The organism is Pseudomonas sp. 210_17 TE3656 (genome assembly GCF_054821965.1).
Genome location: NZ_JBTRBC010000001.1, coordinates 670,312 through 685,632 on the forward strand (window position 1 = coordinate 670,312; position 15,321 = coordinate 685,632).

General features: G+C 59.6%; 15 protein-coding genes. 13 read left to right on the top strand and 2 right to left on the bottom strand.

Annotation, left to right across the window (positions count from 1 at the left end; translation table 11 throughout):
- Positions 1 to 7: 7 nt before the first annotated feature.
- A complete protein-coding gene (clpS, locus tag ACVI9W_RS03270) occupies positions 8 to 370 on the bottom strand; it encodes an ATP-dependent Clp protease adapter ClpS (RefSeq protein ID WP_009400967.1) in 363 nt (120 codons plus the stop codon).
- 225 nt (positions 371 to 595) lie between these two features.
- On the opposite strand from clpS, the gene cspD reads away from it, so the two are divergent.
- Positions 596 to 853 carry a cold shock domain-containing protein CspD gene (gene cspD / locus ACVI9W_RS03275; RefSeq protein WP_461529186.1) on the top strand — a complete coding sequence of 86 codons (258 nt, stop codon included), beginning with the start codon at positions 596 to 598 and terminating at the stop codon, positions 851 to 853.
- A 58-nt stretch (positions 854 to 911) separates the two neighbouring features.
- On the opposite strand, the gene icd is transcribed toward cspD, so the two are convergent.
- Positions 912 to 2,168, bottom strand: a complete 1,257-nt coding sequence (gene icd, locus ACVI9W_RS03280; protein WP_038612798.1) for an NADP-dependent isocitrate dehydrogenase — start codon at positions 2,166 to 2,168, stop codon at positions 912 to 914.
- Between the two features lie 402 nt (positions 2,169 to 2,570).
- Here icd and ACVI9W_RS03285 point away from each other — a divergent pair, with 402 nt between their 5' ends.
- From ACVI9W_RS03285 to ACVI9W_RS03340, 12 genes are all read left to right on the top strand, one after another.
- A complete protein-coding gene (locus ACVI9W_RS03285) occupies positions 2,571 to 4,796 on the top strand; it encodes an NADP-dependent isocitrate dehydrogenase (protein WP_461529187.1) in 2,226 nt (741 codons plus the stop codon).
- Positions 4,797 to 4,878: 82 nt separating this feature from the next.
- Complete coding sequence (locus ACVI9W_RS03290) at positions 4,879 to 5,319, top strand: NUDIX hydrolase (protein ID WP_191832104.1); 441 nt, start codon at positions 4,879 to 4,881, stop codon at positions 5,317 to 5,319.
- 70 nt (positions 5,320 to 5,389) lie between these two features.
- On the top strand, positions 5,390 to 6,511 hold the full coding sequence (mnmA, locus tag ACVI9W_RS03295) for a tRNA 2-thiouridine(34) synthase MnmA (RefSeq protein WP_157193219.1): 1,122 nt from the start codon (positions 5,390 to 5,392) through the stop codon (positions 6,509 to 6,511).
- The gene (gene hflD, locus ACVI9W_RS03300) at positions 6,511 to 7,131 is read left to right on the top strand and encodes a high frequency lysogenization protein HflD (RefSeq protein WP_038612804.1); all 621 of its coding nucleotides are present in this window, start codon (positions 6,511 to 6,513) and stop codon (positions 7,129 to 7,131) included. Before mnmA ends, hflD begins: the two co-directional genes overlap by 1 nt.
- A 178-nt stretch (positions 7,132 to 7,309) precedes the next feature.
- Positions 7,310 to 8,680, top strand: coding sequence for an adenylosuccinate lyase (gene purB, locus ACVI9W_RS03305; RefSeq protein ID WP_191832106.1), 1,371 nt, complete (start codon positions 7,310 to 7,312; stop codon positions 8,678 to 8,680).
- 82 nt (positions 8,681 to 8,762) lie between these two features.
- On the top strand, positions 8,763 to 9,929 hold the full coding sequence (locus ACVI9W_RS03310) for a ribosomal protein uL16 3-hydroxylase (RefSeq protein ID WP_461529188.1): 1,167 nt from the start codon (positions 8,763 to 8,765) through the stop codon (positions 9,927 to 9,929).
- Positions 9,922 to 10,356, top strand: a complete 435-nt coding sequence (locus ACVI9W_RS03315; RefSeq protein WP_038612808.1) for a GNAT family N-acetyltransferase — start codon at positions 9,922 to 9,924, stop codon at positions 10,354 to 10,356. Before ACVI9W_RS03310 ends, ACVI9W_RS03315 begins: the two co-directional genes overlap by 8 nt.
- Positions 10,357 to 10,473: 117 nt before the next feature.
- Positions 10,474 to 11,208: a secretin N-terminal domain-containing protein gene (locus tag ACVI9W_RS03320; RefSeq protein ID WP_461529189.1), complete on the top strand. Its 735-nt coding sequence runs from the start codon at positions 10,474 to 10,476 to the stop codon at positions 11,206 to 11,208.
- A gap of 488 nt (positions 11,209 to 11,696) precedes the next feature.
- Entirely contained in the window at positions 11,697 to 13,022 is a 1,326-nt protein-coding gene (gene aceA / locus ACVI9W_RS03325; protein ID WP_038612811.1) for an isocitrate lyase, read from the top strand.
- A 175-nt stretch (positions 13,023 to 13,197) separates the two neighbouring features.
- Positions 13,198 to 13,860, top strand: coding sequence for a lysoplasmalogenase (locus ACVI9W_RS03330; RefSeq protein ID WP_461529190.1), 663 nt, complete (start codon positions 13,198 to 13,200; stop codon positions 13,858 to 13,860).
- A 358-nt stretch (positions 13,861 to 14,218) separates the two neighbouring features.
- A complete protein-coding gene (locus ACVI9W_RS03335; RefSeq protein ID WP_010220397.1) occupies positions 14,219 to 14,632 on the top strand; it encodes an NADH-quinone oxidoreductase subunit A in 414 nt (137 codons plus the stop codon).
- Between the two features lie 10 nt (positions 14,633 to 14,642).
- Positions 14,643 to 15,320: an NADH-quinone oxidoreductase subunit B gene (locus tag ACVI9W_RS03340; RefSeq protein ID WP_010220398.1), complete on the top strand. Its 678-nt coding sequence runs from the start codon at positions 14,643 to 14,645 to the stop codon at positions 15,318 to 15,320.
- The last annotated feature ends 1 nt before the right edge of the window (position 15,321 follow it).

Sequence of the window (15,321 nt, forward strand, 5' to 3'; positions counted from 1 at the left end):
CCGGCGATTAACCGTCCTTCTCGATTTCACAGAGTAGCGGATGCTGGCTTTCCCTTGCGTATTGGTTGACCTGCATGGCCTTGGTCTCGGCGATGTCACGGGTAAACAATCCGCATACTGCCCGTCCTTCTGTATGGACGGCTAGCATGACCTTGGTCGCCAGCTCGCGATTCAGGTTAAAAAACACCTCGAGCACTTCGACGACGAAATCCATCGGTGTGTAGTCATCGTTGAACAAAACCACCTTGTACATGGGTGGTGCTTGCAGGGCCGGCTTGGCCTCCTGTACCGCCAGGCCAGAACCATCGTCCTCATGCGATTGCGGGCGATCCTGATTGAATGTTAGTCGAATCTGGCTATGTGCATGCATGGAAAGAATTTCATCATTTCGACAGGTTGGATTATGGATTGACCGCACAGGCGACGGGCAACTGCCGCCACCTCACCTTGACTATCGGCAAAACGGTGTTACAACCAATAAGAACCCACCGTGGTCGATAAAGATCCGCGCAGTCAACCAGAATTTTCGCAGGTTCATATGCGGATGGAGTGGATGATACTCCAGTGATGGAGTCCTTTGCAGAGGGATATGAGGATGGCAAGCGGTAAAGTCAAGTGGTTCAACAATGCCAAGGGCTATGGCTTCATCAATGAAGACGGGAAAACAGAGGATCTGTTTGCACACTACTCGGCCATTCAGATGGACGGCTATAAAACATTGAAAGCCGGTCAACCCGTCAAGTTCGAGATTATCCAGGGCCCCAAAGGCATGCACGCGGTGAACATCACCAGTGCAACCGTTCAACCCGCCGCCACCACCCCCAACCCCAACCCGGAAACAGTCAAGGCCTGATCCCCCAGACAAAAAAAAACCGGCCAGCCCGCAGGGGCTGGCCGGTTTTTTGTGCTGATTACATGTGTTTGATCAGCGCATCACCAAAACCGGAGCTACTGACCAACGTCGCACCATCCATCAGGCGCTCGAAGTCATAAGTCACGGTTTTAGCCGCGATGGCACCATTGGTACCCTTGATGATCAGGTCAGCCGCCTCGGTCCAGCCCAGGTGGCGCAGCATCATTTCGGCCGAGAGGATCACCGAACCCGGGTTGACCTGGTCCTTGCCGGCGTATTTCGGCGCGGTACCGTGGGTGGCTTCGAACATGGCCACGGTGTCGGACAGGTTAGCGCCCGGCGCAATACCGATACCACCCACTTCTGCCGCCAGGGCATCGGAGAGGTAGTCACCGTTGAGGTTAAGGGTGGCAATCACGTCATATTCGGCCGGACGCAGCAGGATCTGCTGGAGCATGGCGTCAGCGATGGCGTCCTTGACGATGACTTCACGACCGGTTTTCGGGTTCTTGAACTTCATCCATGGGCCGCCATCGAGCAGCTCAGCACCGAATTCGTTCTTGGCGATCTCGTAACCCCAGTCCTTGAAGGCACCTTCGGTGAACTTCATGATGTTGCCCTTGTGCACGATGGTCAACGACTTGCGGTCGTTGTCCACTACGTACTGCAGAGCCTTGCGCACCAGGCGCTGGGTGCCTTCCTTCGATACCGGCTTGATGCCGATGCCGCAATCCTGGTCGAAACGGATCTTGGTGACACCCATTTCTTCTTTCAGGAACTTGATGACTTTGGTCGCCTCAGGCGAACCGGCCTTCCATTCGATACCGGCATAAATGTCTTCGGAGTTTTCGCGGAAGATCACCATGTCGACGTCACCCGGCTTTTTCACCGGGCTCGGCACACCCTGGAACCACACCACCGGACGCAGGCAGACATACAGATCCAGTTGCTGGCGCAGAGCCACGTTAAGGGAGCGAATACCTCCACCGACCGGGGTGGTCAGCGGACCTTTGATGGAGACGACGTAATCTTTGACCGCGTCCAGGGTTTCCTGGGGCAGCCAGGTATCCTGGTCATACACCTGGGTGGCCTTCTCACCGGCGTAGACTTCCATCCAGGAAATCTTGCGCTTGCCCCCATAGGCTTTCTCTACAGCAGCATCGACCACTTTGATCATGACGGGACTGACGTCTACGCCAATGCCGTCGCCTTCGATGAACGGGATGATCGGATTATCAGGAACATTGAGAGAATGGTCCGCATTGACGGTGATTTTGTCGCCGACTGCCGGAACCTTGATTTTCTGGTATCCCATGCTGCACTCCGTTTTTTTTGGTGTGGTACGTCATCTGGATCCCCAGAGCGTACCCCAGATGCACGGCAACGGGAACCATGGCTGCGAATGCACCAAATTGGAGCTCGCGCACCTACATCTTTGGTCTAAAAAAGGCGCTGTTACACGTTGACCTTGATGATTACGAGCAAGGATTTGATATACTCGGCCGGTGACCAAAGGGTCACTGGGGCGAACCGTCATTCAACCCCGACCTGACTGGGCTGTTACCGCAGTTCAGCCGTTTGACACTCGACTGATGCAATCCACCATCACTGCACAGAACCCTCGACCTTCTGCTCATAGATGTGTCTGAGCGAAGCGCCTACCCTGCGCACTTCGAGATTCTGCGCACGCTCAGCAAAACAGAGAGTTAACCCGAATATGCCCACCCGATCCAAGATCATCTACACCTTCACTGACGAAGCCCCTGCCCTCGCCACCTATTCACTGCTCCCCATCGTCGAAGCCTTCACCGCTTGCGCCGACATCGCCGTAGAAACCCGGGACATCTCTCTGGCCGGCCGCATCCTTTCTGCCTTCCCTGAACAGCTCGGCGCCGACAAGCAAGTGGCCGACCACCTGGCAGAACTGGGCCAACTGGCAACCACGCCAGAAGCCAACATCATCAAGCTGCCGAACATCAGCGCCTCGGTACCGCAGCTCAAAGCCGCGATCAAGGAACTGCAAGCCAAGGGCTTCAACGTTCCTGACTACCCTGAAGCCGCCGCTACCGATGTCGAGAAAGAAGCCAAGGCTCGCTACGACCGCATCAAGGGCAGCGCCGTAAACCCGGTTCTGCGCGAAGGCAACTCCGACCGCCGCGCGCCGCTGTCGGTCAAGAACTACGCACGCAAGCACCCGCACAAGATGGGCGCCTGGGCTGCCGACTCCAAGTCCCACGTGGCACACATGAGCCACGGCGACTTCTACGGCAGCGAGAAAGCCGCGCTGATCGAAGCCGATGACAGCCTGCGCATCGAACTGCTGGACAAGAACGGCACCACCACCGTTCTGAAAGAAAAGACCTCGGTCAAAGCTGGCGAGATCATCGACTGCGCAGTATTGAGCACCAAAGCCCTGCGCAAGTTCATCGCCGCCGAAATCGAAGACGCCAAGGCCAAAGGCGTACTGCTGTCGGTACACCTCAAAGCCACCATGATGAAGGTCTCTGACCCGATCATGTTCGGCCAGATCGTTGCCGAGTACTACCAGGACGCGCTGAACAAGCACGCAGCTGTACTGGAAGAGATCGGCTTCAACCTGAACAACGGTATCGGCGACCTGTACGCCCGCATCAAGGCCCTGCCAGCTGAACAGCAGGCGCAGATCGAAGCCGACGTCAAAGCCGTCTACGACGTGCGCCCGGCGCTGGCCATGGTCAACTCCGACAAGGGCATCACCAACCTGCACGTGCCAAGCGACGTCATCGTCGACGCCTCGATGCCGGCGATGATCCGTGACTCGGGCAAGATGTGGAACACCGAAGGTCAGTTGCAAGACACCAAGGCAGTCATCCCGGACCGTTGCTACGCGACCATCTACCAGGCCGTTATCGAAGACTGCAAGCAACACGGCGCCTTCGATCCGACCACCATGGGCAGCGTACCGAACGTTGGCCTGATGGCGCAGAAAGCCGAAGAGTACGGCTCGCACGACAAGACCTTCCAGGCCAAGGCCGACGGCGTGATCCGTGTAGTTGACGGCAAGGGCAACCTGCTGCTGTCGCAGGAAGTCGAAGCCGGCGACATCTTCCGCATGTGCCAGACCAAAGACGCGCCGATCCAGGACTGGGTCAAACTGGCCGTCAACCGCGCCCGCGCCAGCAACACCCCGGCGCTGTTCTGGCTTGACCCGCAGCGTGCCCACGACGGCGTGCTGATCGAGAAGGTCCAGAAGTACCTGAAAGACCACGACACCGCTGGCCTGGACATACGCGTCTTGTCGCCTGTCGAGGCGATGAAGGTTTCCCTGCAGCGCATCCGTGCTGGCCAGGACACCATCTCGGTAACCGGTAACGTACTGCGCGACTACCTGACCGACCTGTTCCCGATCATGGAGCTGGGCACCAGCGCCAAGATGCTGTCGATCGTGCCGCTGATGAACAACGGCGGCCTGTTCGAAACCGGCGCCGGCGGTTCGGCACCGAAACACGTACAGCAACTGGTTGAAGAGAACTTCCTGCGCTGGGATTCCCTGGGCGAATTCCTGGCCCTGGCCGCCTCCCTGGAACACCTAAGCAGCGCCTACGGCAACGCCAAGGCCCAGGTCCTGGCCAACACCCTGGATCAGGCTACCGGCAAGTTCCTCGACGAGAACAAGTCGCCAGCCCGAAAGGTCGGCGGTATCGACAACCGTGGCAGCCACTTCTACCTGACCCTGTTCTGGGCCCAGGCACTGGCCGCCCAGACCGAAGACGCCGCCCTGCAAGCGCGCTTCGCCCCACTGGCAAAAGCCCTGGCCGAGAACGAAGCGACCATCGTCGCCGAACTCAACGCCGTTCAGGGCAAGCCGGCTGAAATCGGTGGTTACTACTACCCGGATGCCGAGCTGACCAGCAAAGTGATGCGCCCGAGCCAGACCCTCAACAGCGCGATTGCCGCCCTGTAAGGTTCGCTTGACGTAACATCGGAAGCCCCGGCCACGCACCGGGGCTTCTGCTTTTCCGGGCTACCACCACAGGACCGACTGCATGACCTGGCAACCCCACATCACCGTCGCCACTATCATCGAAGACCAGGGCCGCTTCCTCATGGTCGAGGAATTCAAAGCCGGCAAACACGTCTACAACCAACCCGCCGGGCACCTGGAAGCCAACGAGAGCCTGCTCGACGCCGCCCGCCGTGAAACCCTCGAAGAAACCGCCTGGGAAGTCGAACTGACCGGTGTGGTCGGCATCTACCTCTATACCGCCCCGAGTAACGGTGTGACCTACCAGCGCGTGTGCTTCGCCGCCCGCCCACTCAAGCATCACCCCGAGCGCGCCCTGGACAGCGACATCGTCCGCGCCGCATGGCTGACCCGCGACGAATTGCTGGCAGACCCTGAACGCTGGCGCAGCGAGTTGGTGCCACGCTGTATCGACGACTACCTGGCCGGGCCGCTGCACAGCCTGGCATTGATCCGCGACTGACAGTGACGATGCCTTGAAGGCCGCAGCCTGATAGAATCGTTGTCTTTTTCCAGATACACAGCCGGTACCTATGACCAGTCCAGCACTTTACGAACCCGAAAAGACACGCGTTATTGTCGGCATGTCCGGCGGCGTGGACTCTTCCGTCTCCGCCCTCCTGCTGATGGAGCAGGGCTACCAGGTGGAAGGCCTGTTCATGAAGAACTGGGAAGAGGACGACGGCACCGAATACTGCACCGCCCGCGAAGACCTGGCCGACGCCCAGGCCGTATGCGACCGCATCGGCATCAAGCTGCATACCGCCAACTTCGCCGCCGAATACTGGGACAACGTCTTCGAACACTTCCTGGCCGAGTACAAGGCCGGACGCACGCCGAACCCGGACATCCTGTGCAACCGCGAAATCAAGTTCAAGGCGTTCCTCGACTACGCCCTGATGCTCGGCGCCGACCTGATCGCCACCGGCCACTACGTGCGCCGCCGCGACACGGACGGCCGCACCGAACTGCTCAAGGGCCTGGACCCGAACAAGGACCAGAGCTACTTCCTGCACGCCGTCGGCGGCAAGGAAATTGCCCGCACTCTGTTCCCGGTTGGCGAGCTGGAAAAGCCCGAAGTACGCGCCATTGCCGAGAAACACGGCCTGGCCACAGCGAAGAAGAAAGACTCCACCGGCATCTGCTTTATCGGAGAGCGCCGCTTCAGCGACTTCCTCAAGCAGTACCTGCCAGCACAGCCTGGTGAAATCCAGACCACTGAAGGCGAAGTCATCGGTCGTCATCACGGCTTGATGTACCACACCATCGGCCAGCGCCAGGGCCTGGGCATCGGCGGCCTCAAGGACGCCGGCGACGAGCCGTGGTACGTGCTGGAAAAAGACCTCGCCCGCAACGTGCTGGTGGTAGGTCAAGGCAATGAGCATCCATGGCTGTTCTCCCGCGCCCTGCTCGCATCGGAAATCTTCTGGGTCAACCCGATCGACCTGTCCAGCCCACGGCGCCTGACCGCCAAGGTCCGCTACCGCCAGAGCGATCAGGACTGCACCCTGGAACTGACTGCCAGCGGCTACCGTGCCGTGTTCGACGAACCCCAGCGCGCTGTGACCCCGGGCCAGTCGGTGGTGTTCTATGACGGTGAAATCTGCCTGGGTGGCGGCGTGATCGAAACGGCCGAGCCGTGGAGCGCACGCTGATGAGCTCGATCCAAGAGCAACTGATCGCCCTCGGCGGCGTGTTCCAGGCTGCAGTGCTGGTGGACCGCATCGCCCGCACCGGCCAGGCCAGCGAGGCCAATCTGGGCTGCATGCTGGGCAGCCTGCTGGTGCGCGACCCGCAAAACACCCTGGAAGTATTCGGCGGCGACGACCTCAACCTGCGTGACGGCTACCGCGCCCTGGCCAGCGCCCTGGAGCGCGATCCGGGCAGTCTGCAACGCGAGCCGCTGCGCTACGCATTGTCGATGCTTGGTCTTGAACGTCAACTGGCCAAGCGTGGCGACATGCTTGATGTGATCGGCAATCGACTGCCACAGATCCAGTCTCAGGCCGACCATTTCGGCCTGGTGCATGAAAACGTCATTGCCTCCAGCGGCGCCCTGTATCAGGACACTTTGAGCACCTTGCGCCAGCGCATCCAGGTACACGGCGACATGCGCCACCTGCAGCAACCAAGCAACGCCTCGAAGATCCGCGCCCTGCTGCTCGCCGGCATTCGCGCAGCACGCCTGTGGCGGCAGCTGGGCGGGCATCGCTGGCAGCTGGTGATCAGCCGGCGCAAATTGCTCAAAGAGCTGTATCCGATGTTGCGTGGCTGACAAAGCCATCGCGGAGCAAGCCCGCTCCCACAGAGTCATCTCATACTTGTGGGAGCGGGCTTGCCCCGCGATATAGCCAAATATTTACTGGCGGACCATTGGTCAGCCACCCGACTCGGGCGCATTTTTCATGTATGATATGCGCCCTCTTCAAAGCCTGACTGTCCGAGAACACCCCATGCAGCTTTCCTCGCTCACTGCGGTTTCCCCTGTTGACGGCCGTTATGCCGGCAAAACCCAGGCCCTGCGCCCTATTTTCAGCGAATACGGCCTGATCCGTTTCCGCGCCCTGGTCGAGGTGCGCTGGTTGCAGCGCCTCGCCGCTCATCCGCAAATCGCTGAAGTTCCAGCGTTTTCCGCCGAAGCCAATGCACTGCTCAATGGTCTGGCCGATGAGTTCGCCCTCGAGCACGCCGAGCGCGTGAAAGAAATCGAGCGCACCACCAACCACGACGTCAAGGCCATCGAGTACCTGCTCAAAGAGCAGGCTGCCAAGCTGCCAGAGCTGGCCAAGGTGAGTGAATTCATCCACTTCGCCTGCACCAGTGAAGACATCAACAACCTGTCCCACGCCCTGATGCTGCGCGAAGGCCGCGATACCGTGCTGCTGCCGCTGATGCGCCAGATCGCCCAGGCCATCCGTGAACTGGCCCACCGCTTCGCCGACGTGCCGATGCTCTCGCGCACCCACGGCCAACCGGCTTCGCCGACCACCCTGGGTAAAGAGCTGGCCAACGTCGTCTATCGCCTTGAGCGCCAGATCGCTCAGGTCGCCGCTGTCCCGCTGCTGGGCAAGATCAACGGCGCCGTCGGCAACTACAACGCCCACCTGTCGGCCTACCCGCAGATCGACTGGGAAGCCAACGCCCGCGCCTTCATCGAAGACGAGCTGGGCCTGGTGTTCAACCCGTACACCACGCAGATCGAGCCGCACGACTACATCGCCGAGCTGTTCGACGCGATCGCCCGCTTCAACACCATCCTGATCGACTTCGACCGCGATATCTGGGGCTACATCTCCCTGGGATACTTCAAGCAGCGCACCATCGCGGGTGAAATCGGTTCCTCGACCATGCCGCACAAGGTCAACCCGATCGACTTCGAGAACTCCGAAGGCAACCTGGGTATCGCCAACGCACTGTTCCAGCACCTGGCCAGCAAGCTGCCGATCTCGCGCTGGCAGCGCGACCTGACCGACTCCACCGTGCTGCGTAACCTGGGCGTCGGTTTCGCCCACAGCGTGATCGCTTACGAGGCCAGCCTCAAGGGCATCAGCAAGCTGGAAATCAACGAAGCCCGTATCGCCGAAGACCTGGACGCCTGCTGGGAAGTCCTCGCCGAGCCGATCCAGACCGTCATGCGCCGCTACGACATCGAGAACCCCTACGAGAAGCTCAAAGAGCTGACCCGTGGCAAAGGCATCAGCCCGGAAGTACTGCTGACCTTCATCGATGGCCTGGACATGCCGGCTGAAGCGCGCGAAGAACTGAAAAAGCTGACCCCAGCCTCCTACATCGGTAACGCTGCGGCTCAAGCCAAACGCATCTGATCTGCGCCCTGCGCGTAAACGCCCGGCTCAGCCGGGCGTTTTTATTACCGAAAGAAAATTACTTTTTTTCAATAGGTTACACATGAATCCTGATACTCCACTGCAGCTGCTGGGCGGCCTCACTGCCCGCGAATTCATGCGCGACTACTGGCAGAAGAAACCTCTGCTGGTGCGCCAGGCCTTCACTGATTTCGAAAGCCCGATCGACGCCGACGAACTGGCCGGCCTGGCCCTGGAAGAAGAAGTCGAATCGCGCCTGGTCATCGAACACGGCGAGCGCCCGTGGGAAATGCGTCGCGGCCCGTTCGAGGAAGACACCTTCAGCACCCTGCCCGAGCGTGACTGGACCCTGCTGGTACAGGCGGTGGACCAGTTTGTGCCTGAAGTCCACGAACTGCTGGAGCACTTCCGCTTCCTGCCGAGCTGGCGCATCGACGACGTGATGATCAGCTTCGCTGCTCCGGGTGGCAGTGTCGGCCCGCACTTCGACAACTACGATGTCTTCCTGCTGCAAGGCCAGGGCAAGCGCAACTGGAAAATCGGCCAGATGTGCGACAGCGACAGCCCGCTGCTCGAACATGCCGATCTGCGCATCCTGGCTGAATTCGAGCAAAGCGAAGAGTGGACCCTGGAGCCGGGCGACATGCTCTACCTGCCGCCGCGTCTGGCCCACTACGGCATTGCCGAAGACGACTGCCTGACCTACTCGGTGGGCTTTCGCGCCCCTAGCGCCGCTGAAGTGCTGACCCACTTCACCGACTTCCTCAGCCAGTTCCTGCCTGACGAAGAGCGCTACACCGACGCCGACGCCCAGCCGGTCAGCGACCCGCACCAGATCCAGCACGACGCCCTTGGCCGCCTGAAGAACCTGCTGACCGAGCACATGGGCGACGAACGCCTGCTGCTGACCTGGTTCGGCCAGTTCATGACCGAGCCGCGCTACCCGGAACTGGTCAGCGGTGAGCCGCTGGACGAAGCGGAACTGATCGAAAGCCTGGCCCAGGGCGCGATCCTGATCCGCAACCCAAGCGCACGCCTGGCCTGGTCTGAAGTCGATGACAACCTGCTGCTGTTCGCCAGCGGCCAGAGCCGTCTGCTGCCGGGTGAGCTGCGCGAACTGCTGAAGCTGATCTGCGCCGCCGACGCGTTGCATATTGAAAACCTTGAGCAGTGGCTTGAAAACGATCAAGGCATTACCTTGATCTGCGAACTGGTCAAACAAGGAAGCTTGGGGTTTGCCAATGAATAAGATCCGTGTCCGCCTCGCCGACTGGCACAAAGACAACGCCGACATCCGCCGCATCCGCGAAGCCGTGTTCATCGCCGAGCAGTGCGTACCGCCAGAACTGGAGTGGGATGCCGACGACAACAGCGCCGTGCATTTCCTCGCGATGGAGGGTGACTACGCCATCGGCACAGCGCGCCTGCTGGCTGATGGTCAGATCGGTCGAGTATCGGTGCTCAAGGACTGGCGCGGCCTGAAAGTCGGCGATGCGCTGATGCAGGCGGTTATCGTCGAAGCGCAGAATCGCGACCTCAAGCAGCAGATGCTCAGCGCCCAGGTGCAGGCAACGCCGTTCTACGAGCGCCTTGGCTTCAAGGTAGTCAGCGAAGAGTTCCTCGAGGCGGGCATTCCGCACGTGGACATGGTTCGCGAGTCGCGCGAACTGGCCTGATAAGCCATCGCGGGGCAAGCCCGCTCCCACTGTGGGAGCGGGCTTGCCCCGCGATGAGGCCAGCAAAACCCCTACAAATTTGCCATCATGCCCACTCCACCCGCGGAGATCATGGACATGCCGCTACGCCCCCTACTCGCCTCCCTGCTTCTGTCGTTCAGCCTGAATGCGCTGGCCGCCACTGAAGTCCTGCCGCTGAACCACCGCACCAGCGCCGAACTGCTCCCCACCGCACAATCGTTCATCGGCAAGGATGGCAGCGTCAGCGCCTTTGAAAACAAGCTGATCGTCAACGCCGAGCCCGAGCGTATCGAAGACCTGCGCACCCTGCTGCAACAACTGGACACCGCGCCGCGACGCCTGATGATCAGCGTCGACAATAACGACAGCAACTTCCAGGATAACCGCGGTAGCGCCCGCGTCATCCGCTACGGCACCGCCAACCGCGAAGGCGGCCTACAGCAGGTACAAGCCACCGAAGGCAGCCCGGCACTGATCCAGGTCGGCCAGAGCATTCCGATCACCAGCACCAGTACCGACGGCTTCGGCCGCGTGCAAAGCGACACCGAATACCGCAACGTCACCCAGGGCTTTTACGTCACCGCGAGCGTCAGCGGCGACACCGTCAACCTGAACATCAGCACAAACAATGACCGGATGAGCCTGGAGCGTCCTGATGTAGTGAAGGTTCAAAGCACCGACACAAAAGTCAGCGGCAAGCTCGGTGAATGGATCACCCTGGCCGGGGTCAACCAGCAGAGCCAGTCCGAACGTAGTGCTTCTGCCCTCAGTTACAGCACCCAGCGCGGTGAGAACATGACTTTGCGGGTAAAAGTCGACGCACTGGACTGAACCCAGACAAATCAAGGGCTCGACCAAAGGACTTGGAACTGACCGGCGAGTCGCATTAGACCAAAGATGTAGTGGTTTGAAAAAAGCACTACAAAACATTTGACGACCTCAAATCGCCGAGGCATGATGGCCCCGCTCCCGCTAATCAGAGGCCCTGGCAAGGGCCTTCGAGCCGCGCTCTAACCTACCCACCTGAGCCGGATCGTGTCTGTACAGCCCACAAGGCAGTTTGACGAGATTGCGACTGGAACGAAGTTGTCCCGAGGGACGGAAGCGCATCAAGAGGCACCCGGCAGCACTGTTTACTGCAGCTCGGCAACCACGAGCCACCCTGCAGCGAATACCTCGCCCACGCCTGCTCACTTCCCCTCTTCGAGCCCCATCGTTCGACCGTCGCATATTTCGCTGAACATGACTTACGCCAGGCTTCTGATCTGCGCTGTGTGAGCGAGAATTTTTCCAAGACCGATGCGACGAGGTTTATTTCCATGGCACTGACACGCGAACAGCAAATTGCAGCCCTCGAAAAAGACTGGGCCGAAAACCCGCGCTGGAAAGGCGTGACCCGTACCTACACCGCCGCTGATGTCGTACGTCTGCGTGGCTCGGTCCAGCCTGAGCACACCCTGGCCCGCATGGGTGCCGAGAAGCTGTGGAAGCTGGTCACCCAGGGTGCACACCCATCCTTCCGCCCGGAAAAAGATTTCGTCAACTGCATGGGCGCCCTGACCGGCGGCCAAGCTGTTCAACAGGTTAAAGCCGGTATCCAGGCTATCTACCTGTCCGGCTGGCAAGTGGCTGCCGACAACAACTCGGCCGAGTCCATGTACCCAGACCAGTCGCTGTACCCGGTTGACTCGGTGCCAACCGTGGTCAAGCGCATCAACAACTCGTTCCGTCGTGCCGACCAGATCCAGTGGAAAGCCGGCAAGAACCCAGGCGATGACGGCTACATCGACTACTTCGCGCCAATCGTGGCTGACGCCGAAGCCGGTTTCGGCGGCGTACTGAACGCCTACGAGCTGATGAAGAACATGATCGAAGCAGGCGCCGCCGGCGTTCACTTCGAAGACCAGCTGGCCTCGGTGAAAAAATGCGGTCACATGGGCGGCAAAGTACTGGTTCCAACCCAGGAGGCCGTTCAGAAGCTCAGCGCTGCCCGTCTGGCAGCCGACGTTGCCGGTGTACCGACCATCATCCTGGCCCGTACCGATGCCAACGCCGCTGACCTGCTGACCAGCGACTGCGACCCGTACGACCAGCCGTTCGTGATCGGCGAACGCACCCAGGAAGGCTTCTACAAAGTACGCGCCGGCCTGGATCAAGCCATTGCCCGCGGCCTGGCCTACGCTCCATACGCCGACCTGATCTGGTGTGAAACCGCCAAGCCGGACCTGGAAGAAGCCCGTCGCTTCGCCGAAGCGATCAAGAAGGAATACCCGGACCAGATCCTGTCCTACAACTGCTCGCCTTCTTTCAACTGGAAGAAGAACCTGGACGACGCGACCATCGCCAAGTTCCAGCGCGAACTGTCGGCCATGGGCTACAAACACCAGTTCATTACCCTGGCCGGTATCCACAACATGTGGCACGGCATGTTCAACCTGGCGCACGACTACGCCCGCAACGACATGACCGCTTACGTGAAACTGCAGGAACAAGAGTTCGCTGACGCTTCGAAAGGCTACACCTTCGTCGCTCACCAGCAGGAAGTCGGCACCGGCTACTTCGACGACATGACCACCGTGATCCAGGGTGGCAAGTCCTCGGTAACCGCACTGACCGGCTCGACCGAAGAAGAGCAGTTCCACTGATCTCTGATCGATTGCTGAAATTCGGGTAACAGACAAAACCCGGGGCCTGTGATGGGGCTCCGGGTTTTGTTTTTATCGACCCGACCCCACAGTGCCGCGTGATTCGGCCGATTCGCCACTTCCCTATAAATCCCCATTGGCTATGCTAGGTGCACAACAACACCAAGGATTGGCCATGCCCCGCCCATTGACCCTGCTCTGCCTGGCCCTGCTCGGCGCAGCTTTCTATATATATGCACTGGCCAGCCAGAACGCGCTGCTCGGTCTTGCCGTCAAACCGATCCCAGTGCTGGCATTGATCGCCTGGCTCAGGACCGCAGCGCCTTCGCGCTACCGGCAATGGATCACCATTGGCCTGGGCTTCTCGCTACTGGGCGACATCCTTTTGGCCGTACCTGGCGACCTGTTCGTATTTGGCCTGGCAGCGTTTCTTTGCGCCCATCTGGCCTACCTGCGCGGCTACCTGAGCGAGACACGCGAGCGGGCAACCTCGTCTTTGGTAATTTCGGCGCTAGTCGGTGCCACGCTGCTGGCTGTACTGATCAGTCACGGCCTGGGCGAGCTACTGATTCCGGTAACGGTGTACGCCCTGGCCATCAGCGCGATGCTCTGGCGTGCGCTGGCCTGTGGAGGCATTGCCGCGCTGGGGGCCATCGCCTTCGTATTCTCCGACAGCCTGATCGGCATCGACCGCTTTGTCGGCCATTTCCAGGCGGCCCCTTACCTGATCATCCTCGCCTACTGGCTGGGCCAATGGGCTATTGCCGCCTCGGCCTACACCAACCGCTCAGCAAAAACCTTGATCCAGACCGCGGCAGGCCAGGATAAATTCGGTTAAAACACGAGGTGTGGAAACTTGCGGGTGATGCCTATGCCACACAACTTTGTAGTTGACCCGAACAGTAGGACGAATTGCACACCTTCAAATGATATTAATTATCATTTCGAAGTTACAGCTTCATTACGCGTTGCAAGAAACATAATTAACAAAACCCGAGACAATGCCCGCCCCATGCGGCCTGCAGCGAGTTACGAAAGATTTTTGTTCTTAATCCTACGAATAAATTTGCTGCAGAAATTTTACTTGCACCGGGTTTACCCATAAAATCAGCACGATAGATTCCGCTGCGACATATCGTCACTGCTTTACTACTTTCCAAGCCGCAGAGACTGGTCTCTGTATAAGGATTTTCAGCATGCCCGATTCGACAGGACTCATCGCCCACAACTGGGGCTTTGCCATTTTCCTTTTGGGTGTCGTTGGCCTGTGTGCCTTCATGCTCGGTCTATCCGCCCTGCTCGGTAGCAAGGCCTGGGGCCGCAGCAAGAACGAACCCTTCGAGTCCGGCATGCTGCCTACTGGTGGCGCCCGCTTGCGCCTGTCAGCCAAATTCTATCTGGTCGCGATGCTCTTCGTGATCTTCGATATCGAAGCCCTCTTTCTCTTTGCATGGTCTGTGTCCGTCCGCGAAAGCGGCTGGACCGGATTCGTCGAAGCTCTCGTTTTCATAGCAATTCTGTTGGCAGGTCTTGTCTACCTTTGGCGCGTCGGGGCACTTGATTGGGCTCCCGAAGGTCGTCGCAAGCGGCAAGCGAAGCTGAAACAATGAGGCTTTGGCAATGCAATACAATCTCACCAGAATCGACCCGGATGCTCCCAACGAGCAATATCCAATCGGAGAACGGGAAACCGTCTCCGATTCGCTGCTAGAGGACCAGGTCCACAAGAACATCTTCATGGGCAAACTTGAAGATGTGCTCAGTGGTGCGGTCAACTGGGGGCGTAAAAACTCCCTGTGGCCGTACAACTTCGGCCTCTCCTGCTGCTACGTGGAAATGACCACGGCCTTCACGGCGCCCCACGACATCGCCCGCTTCGGCGCCGAAGTCATCCGGGCATCGCCGCGTCAGGCCGACTTCATGGTTATCGCCGGTACCTGCTTCATCAAGATGGCGCCGATCATCCAGCGTCTGTACGAGCAGATGCTTGAACCCAAGTGGGTCATCTCCATGGGTTCGTGCGCCAACTCCGGTGGCATGTACGACATTTACTCGGTCGTTCAGGGGGTCGACAAGTTCCTCCCCGTGGATGTCTATGTCCCTGGTTGCCCGCCTCGCCCTGAAGCCTTCCTGCAAGGCCTGATGTTGTTGCAGGAGTCGATTGGCCAGGAGCGTCGTCCTCTTTCCTGGGTTGTCGGTGATCAAGGCATTTACCGTGCCGAGATGCCGTCGCAGAAAGAGCAACGCCGTGAACAGCGCATCCAGGTCACCAACCTGCGCAGCCCCGACGAAGTCTGAT

Coding starts and splice junctions, on each gene's coding strand:
- clpS (WP_009400967.1), bottom strand. CDS start 370: ATGCATGCACATAGCCAGATTCGACTAACATTCAATCAGGATCGCCCG.
- cspD (WP_461529186.1), top strand. CDS start 596: ATGGCAAGCGGTAAAGTCAAGTGGTTCAACAATGCCAAGGGCTATGGC.
- icd (WP_038612798.1), bottom strand. CDS start 2,168: ATGGGATACCAGAAAATCAAGGTTCCGGCAGTCGGCGACAAAATCACC.
- ACVI9W_RS03285 (WP_461529187.1), top strand. CDS start 2,571: ATGCCCACCCGATCCAAGATCATCTACACCTTCACTGACGAAGCCCCT.
- ACVI9W_RS03290 (WP_191832104.1), top strand. CDS start 4,879: ATGACCTGGCAACCCCACATCACCGTCGCCACTATCATCGAAGACCAG.
- mnmA (WP_157193219.1), top strand. CDS start 5,390: ATGACCAGTCCAGCACTTTACGAACCCGAAAAGACACGCGTTATTGTC.
- hflD (WP_038612804.1), top strand. CDS start 6,511: ATGAGCTCGATCCAAGAGCAACTGATCGCCCTCGGCGGCGTGTTCCAG.
- purB (WP_191832106.1), top strand. CDS start 7,310: ATGCAGCTTTCCTCGCTCACTGCGGTTTCCCCTGTTGACGGCCGTTAT.
- ACVI9W_RS03310 (WP_461529188.1), top strand. CDS start 8,763: ATGAATCCTGATACTCCACTGCAGCTGCTGGGCGGCCTCACTGCCCGC.
- ACVI9W_RS03315 (WP_038612808.1), top strand. CDS start 9,922: ATGAATAAGATCCGTGTCCGCCTCGCCGACTGGCACAAAGACAACGCC.
- ACVI9W_RS03320 (WP_461529189.1), top strand. CDS start 10,474: ATGCCGCTACGCCCCCTACTCGCCTCCCTGCTTCTGTCGTTCAGCCTG.
- aceA (WP_038612811.1), top strand. CDS start 11,697: ATGGCACTGACACGCGAACAGCAAATTGCAGCCCTCGAAAAAGACTGG.
- ACVI9W_RS03330 (WP_461529190.1), top strand. CDS start 13,198: ATGCCCCGCCCATTGACCCTGCTCTGCCTGGCCCTGCTCGGCGCAGCT.
- ACVI9W_RS03335 (WP_010220397.1), top strand. CDS start 14,219: ATGCCCGATTCGACAGGACTCATCGCCCACAACTGGGGCTTTGCCATT.
- ACVI9W_RS03340 (WP_010220398.1), top strand. CDS start 14,643: ATGCAATACAATCTCACCAGAATCGACCCGGATGCTCCCAACGAGCAA.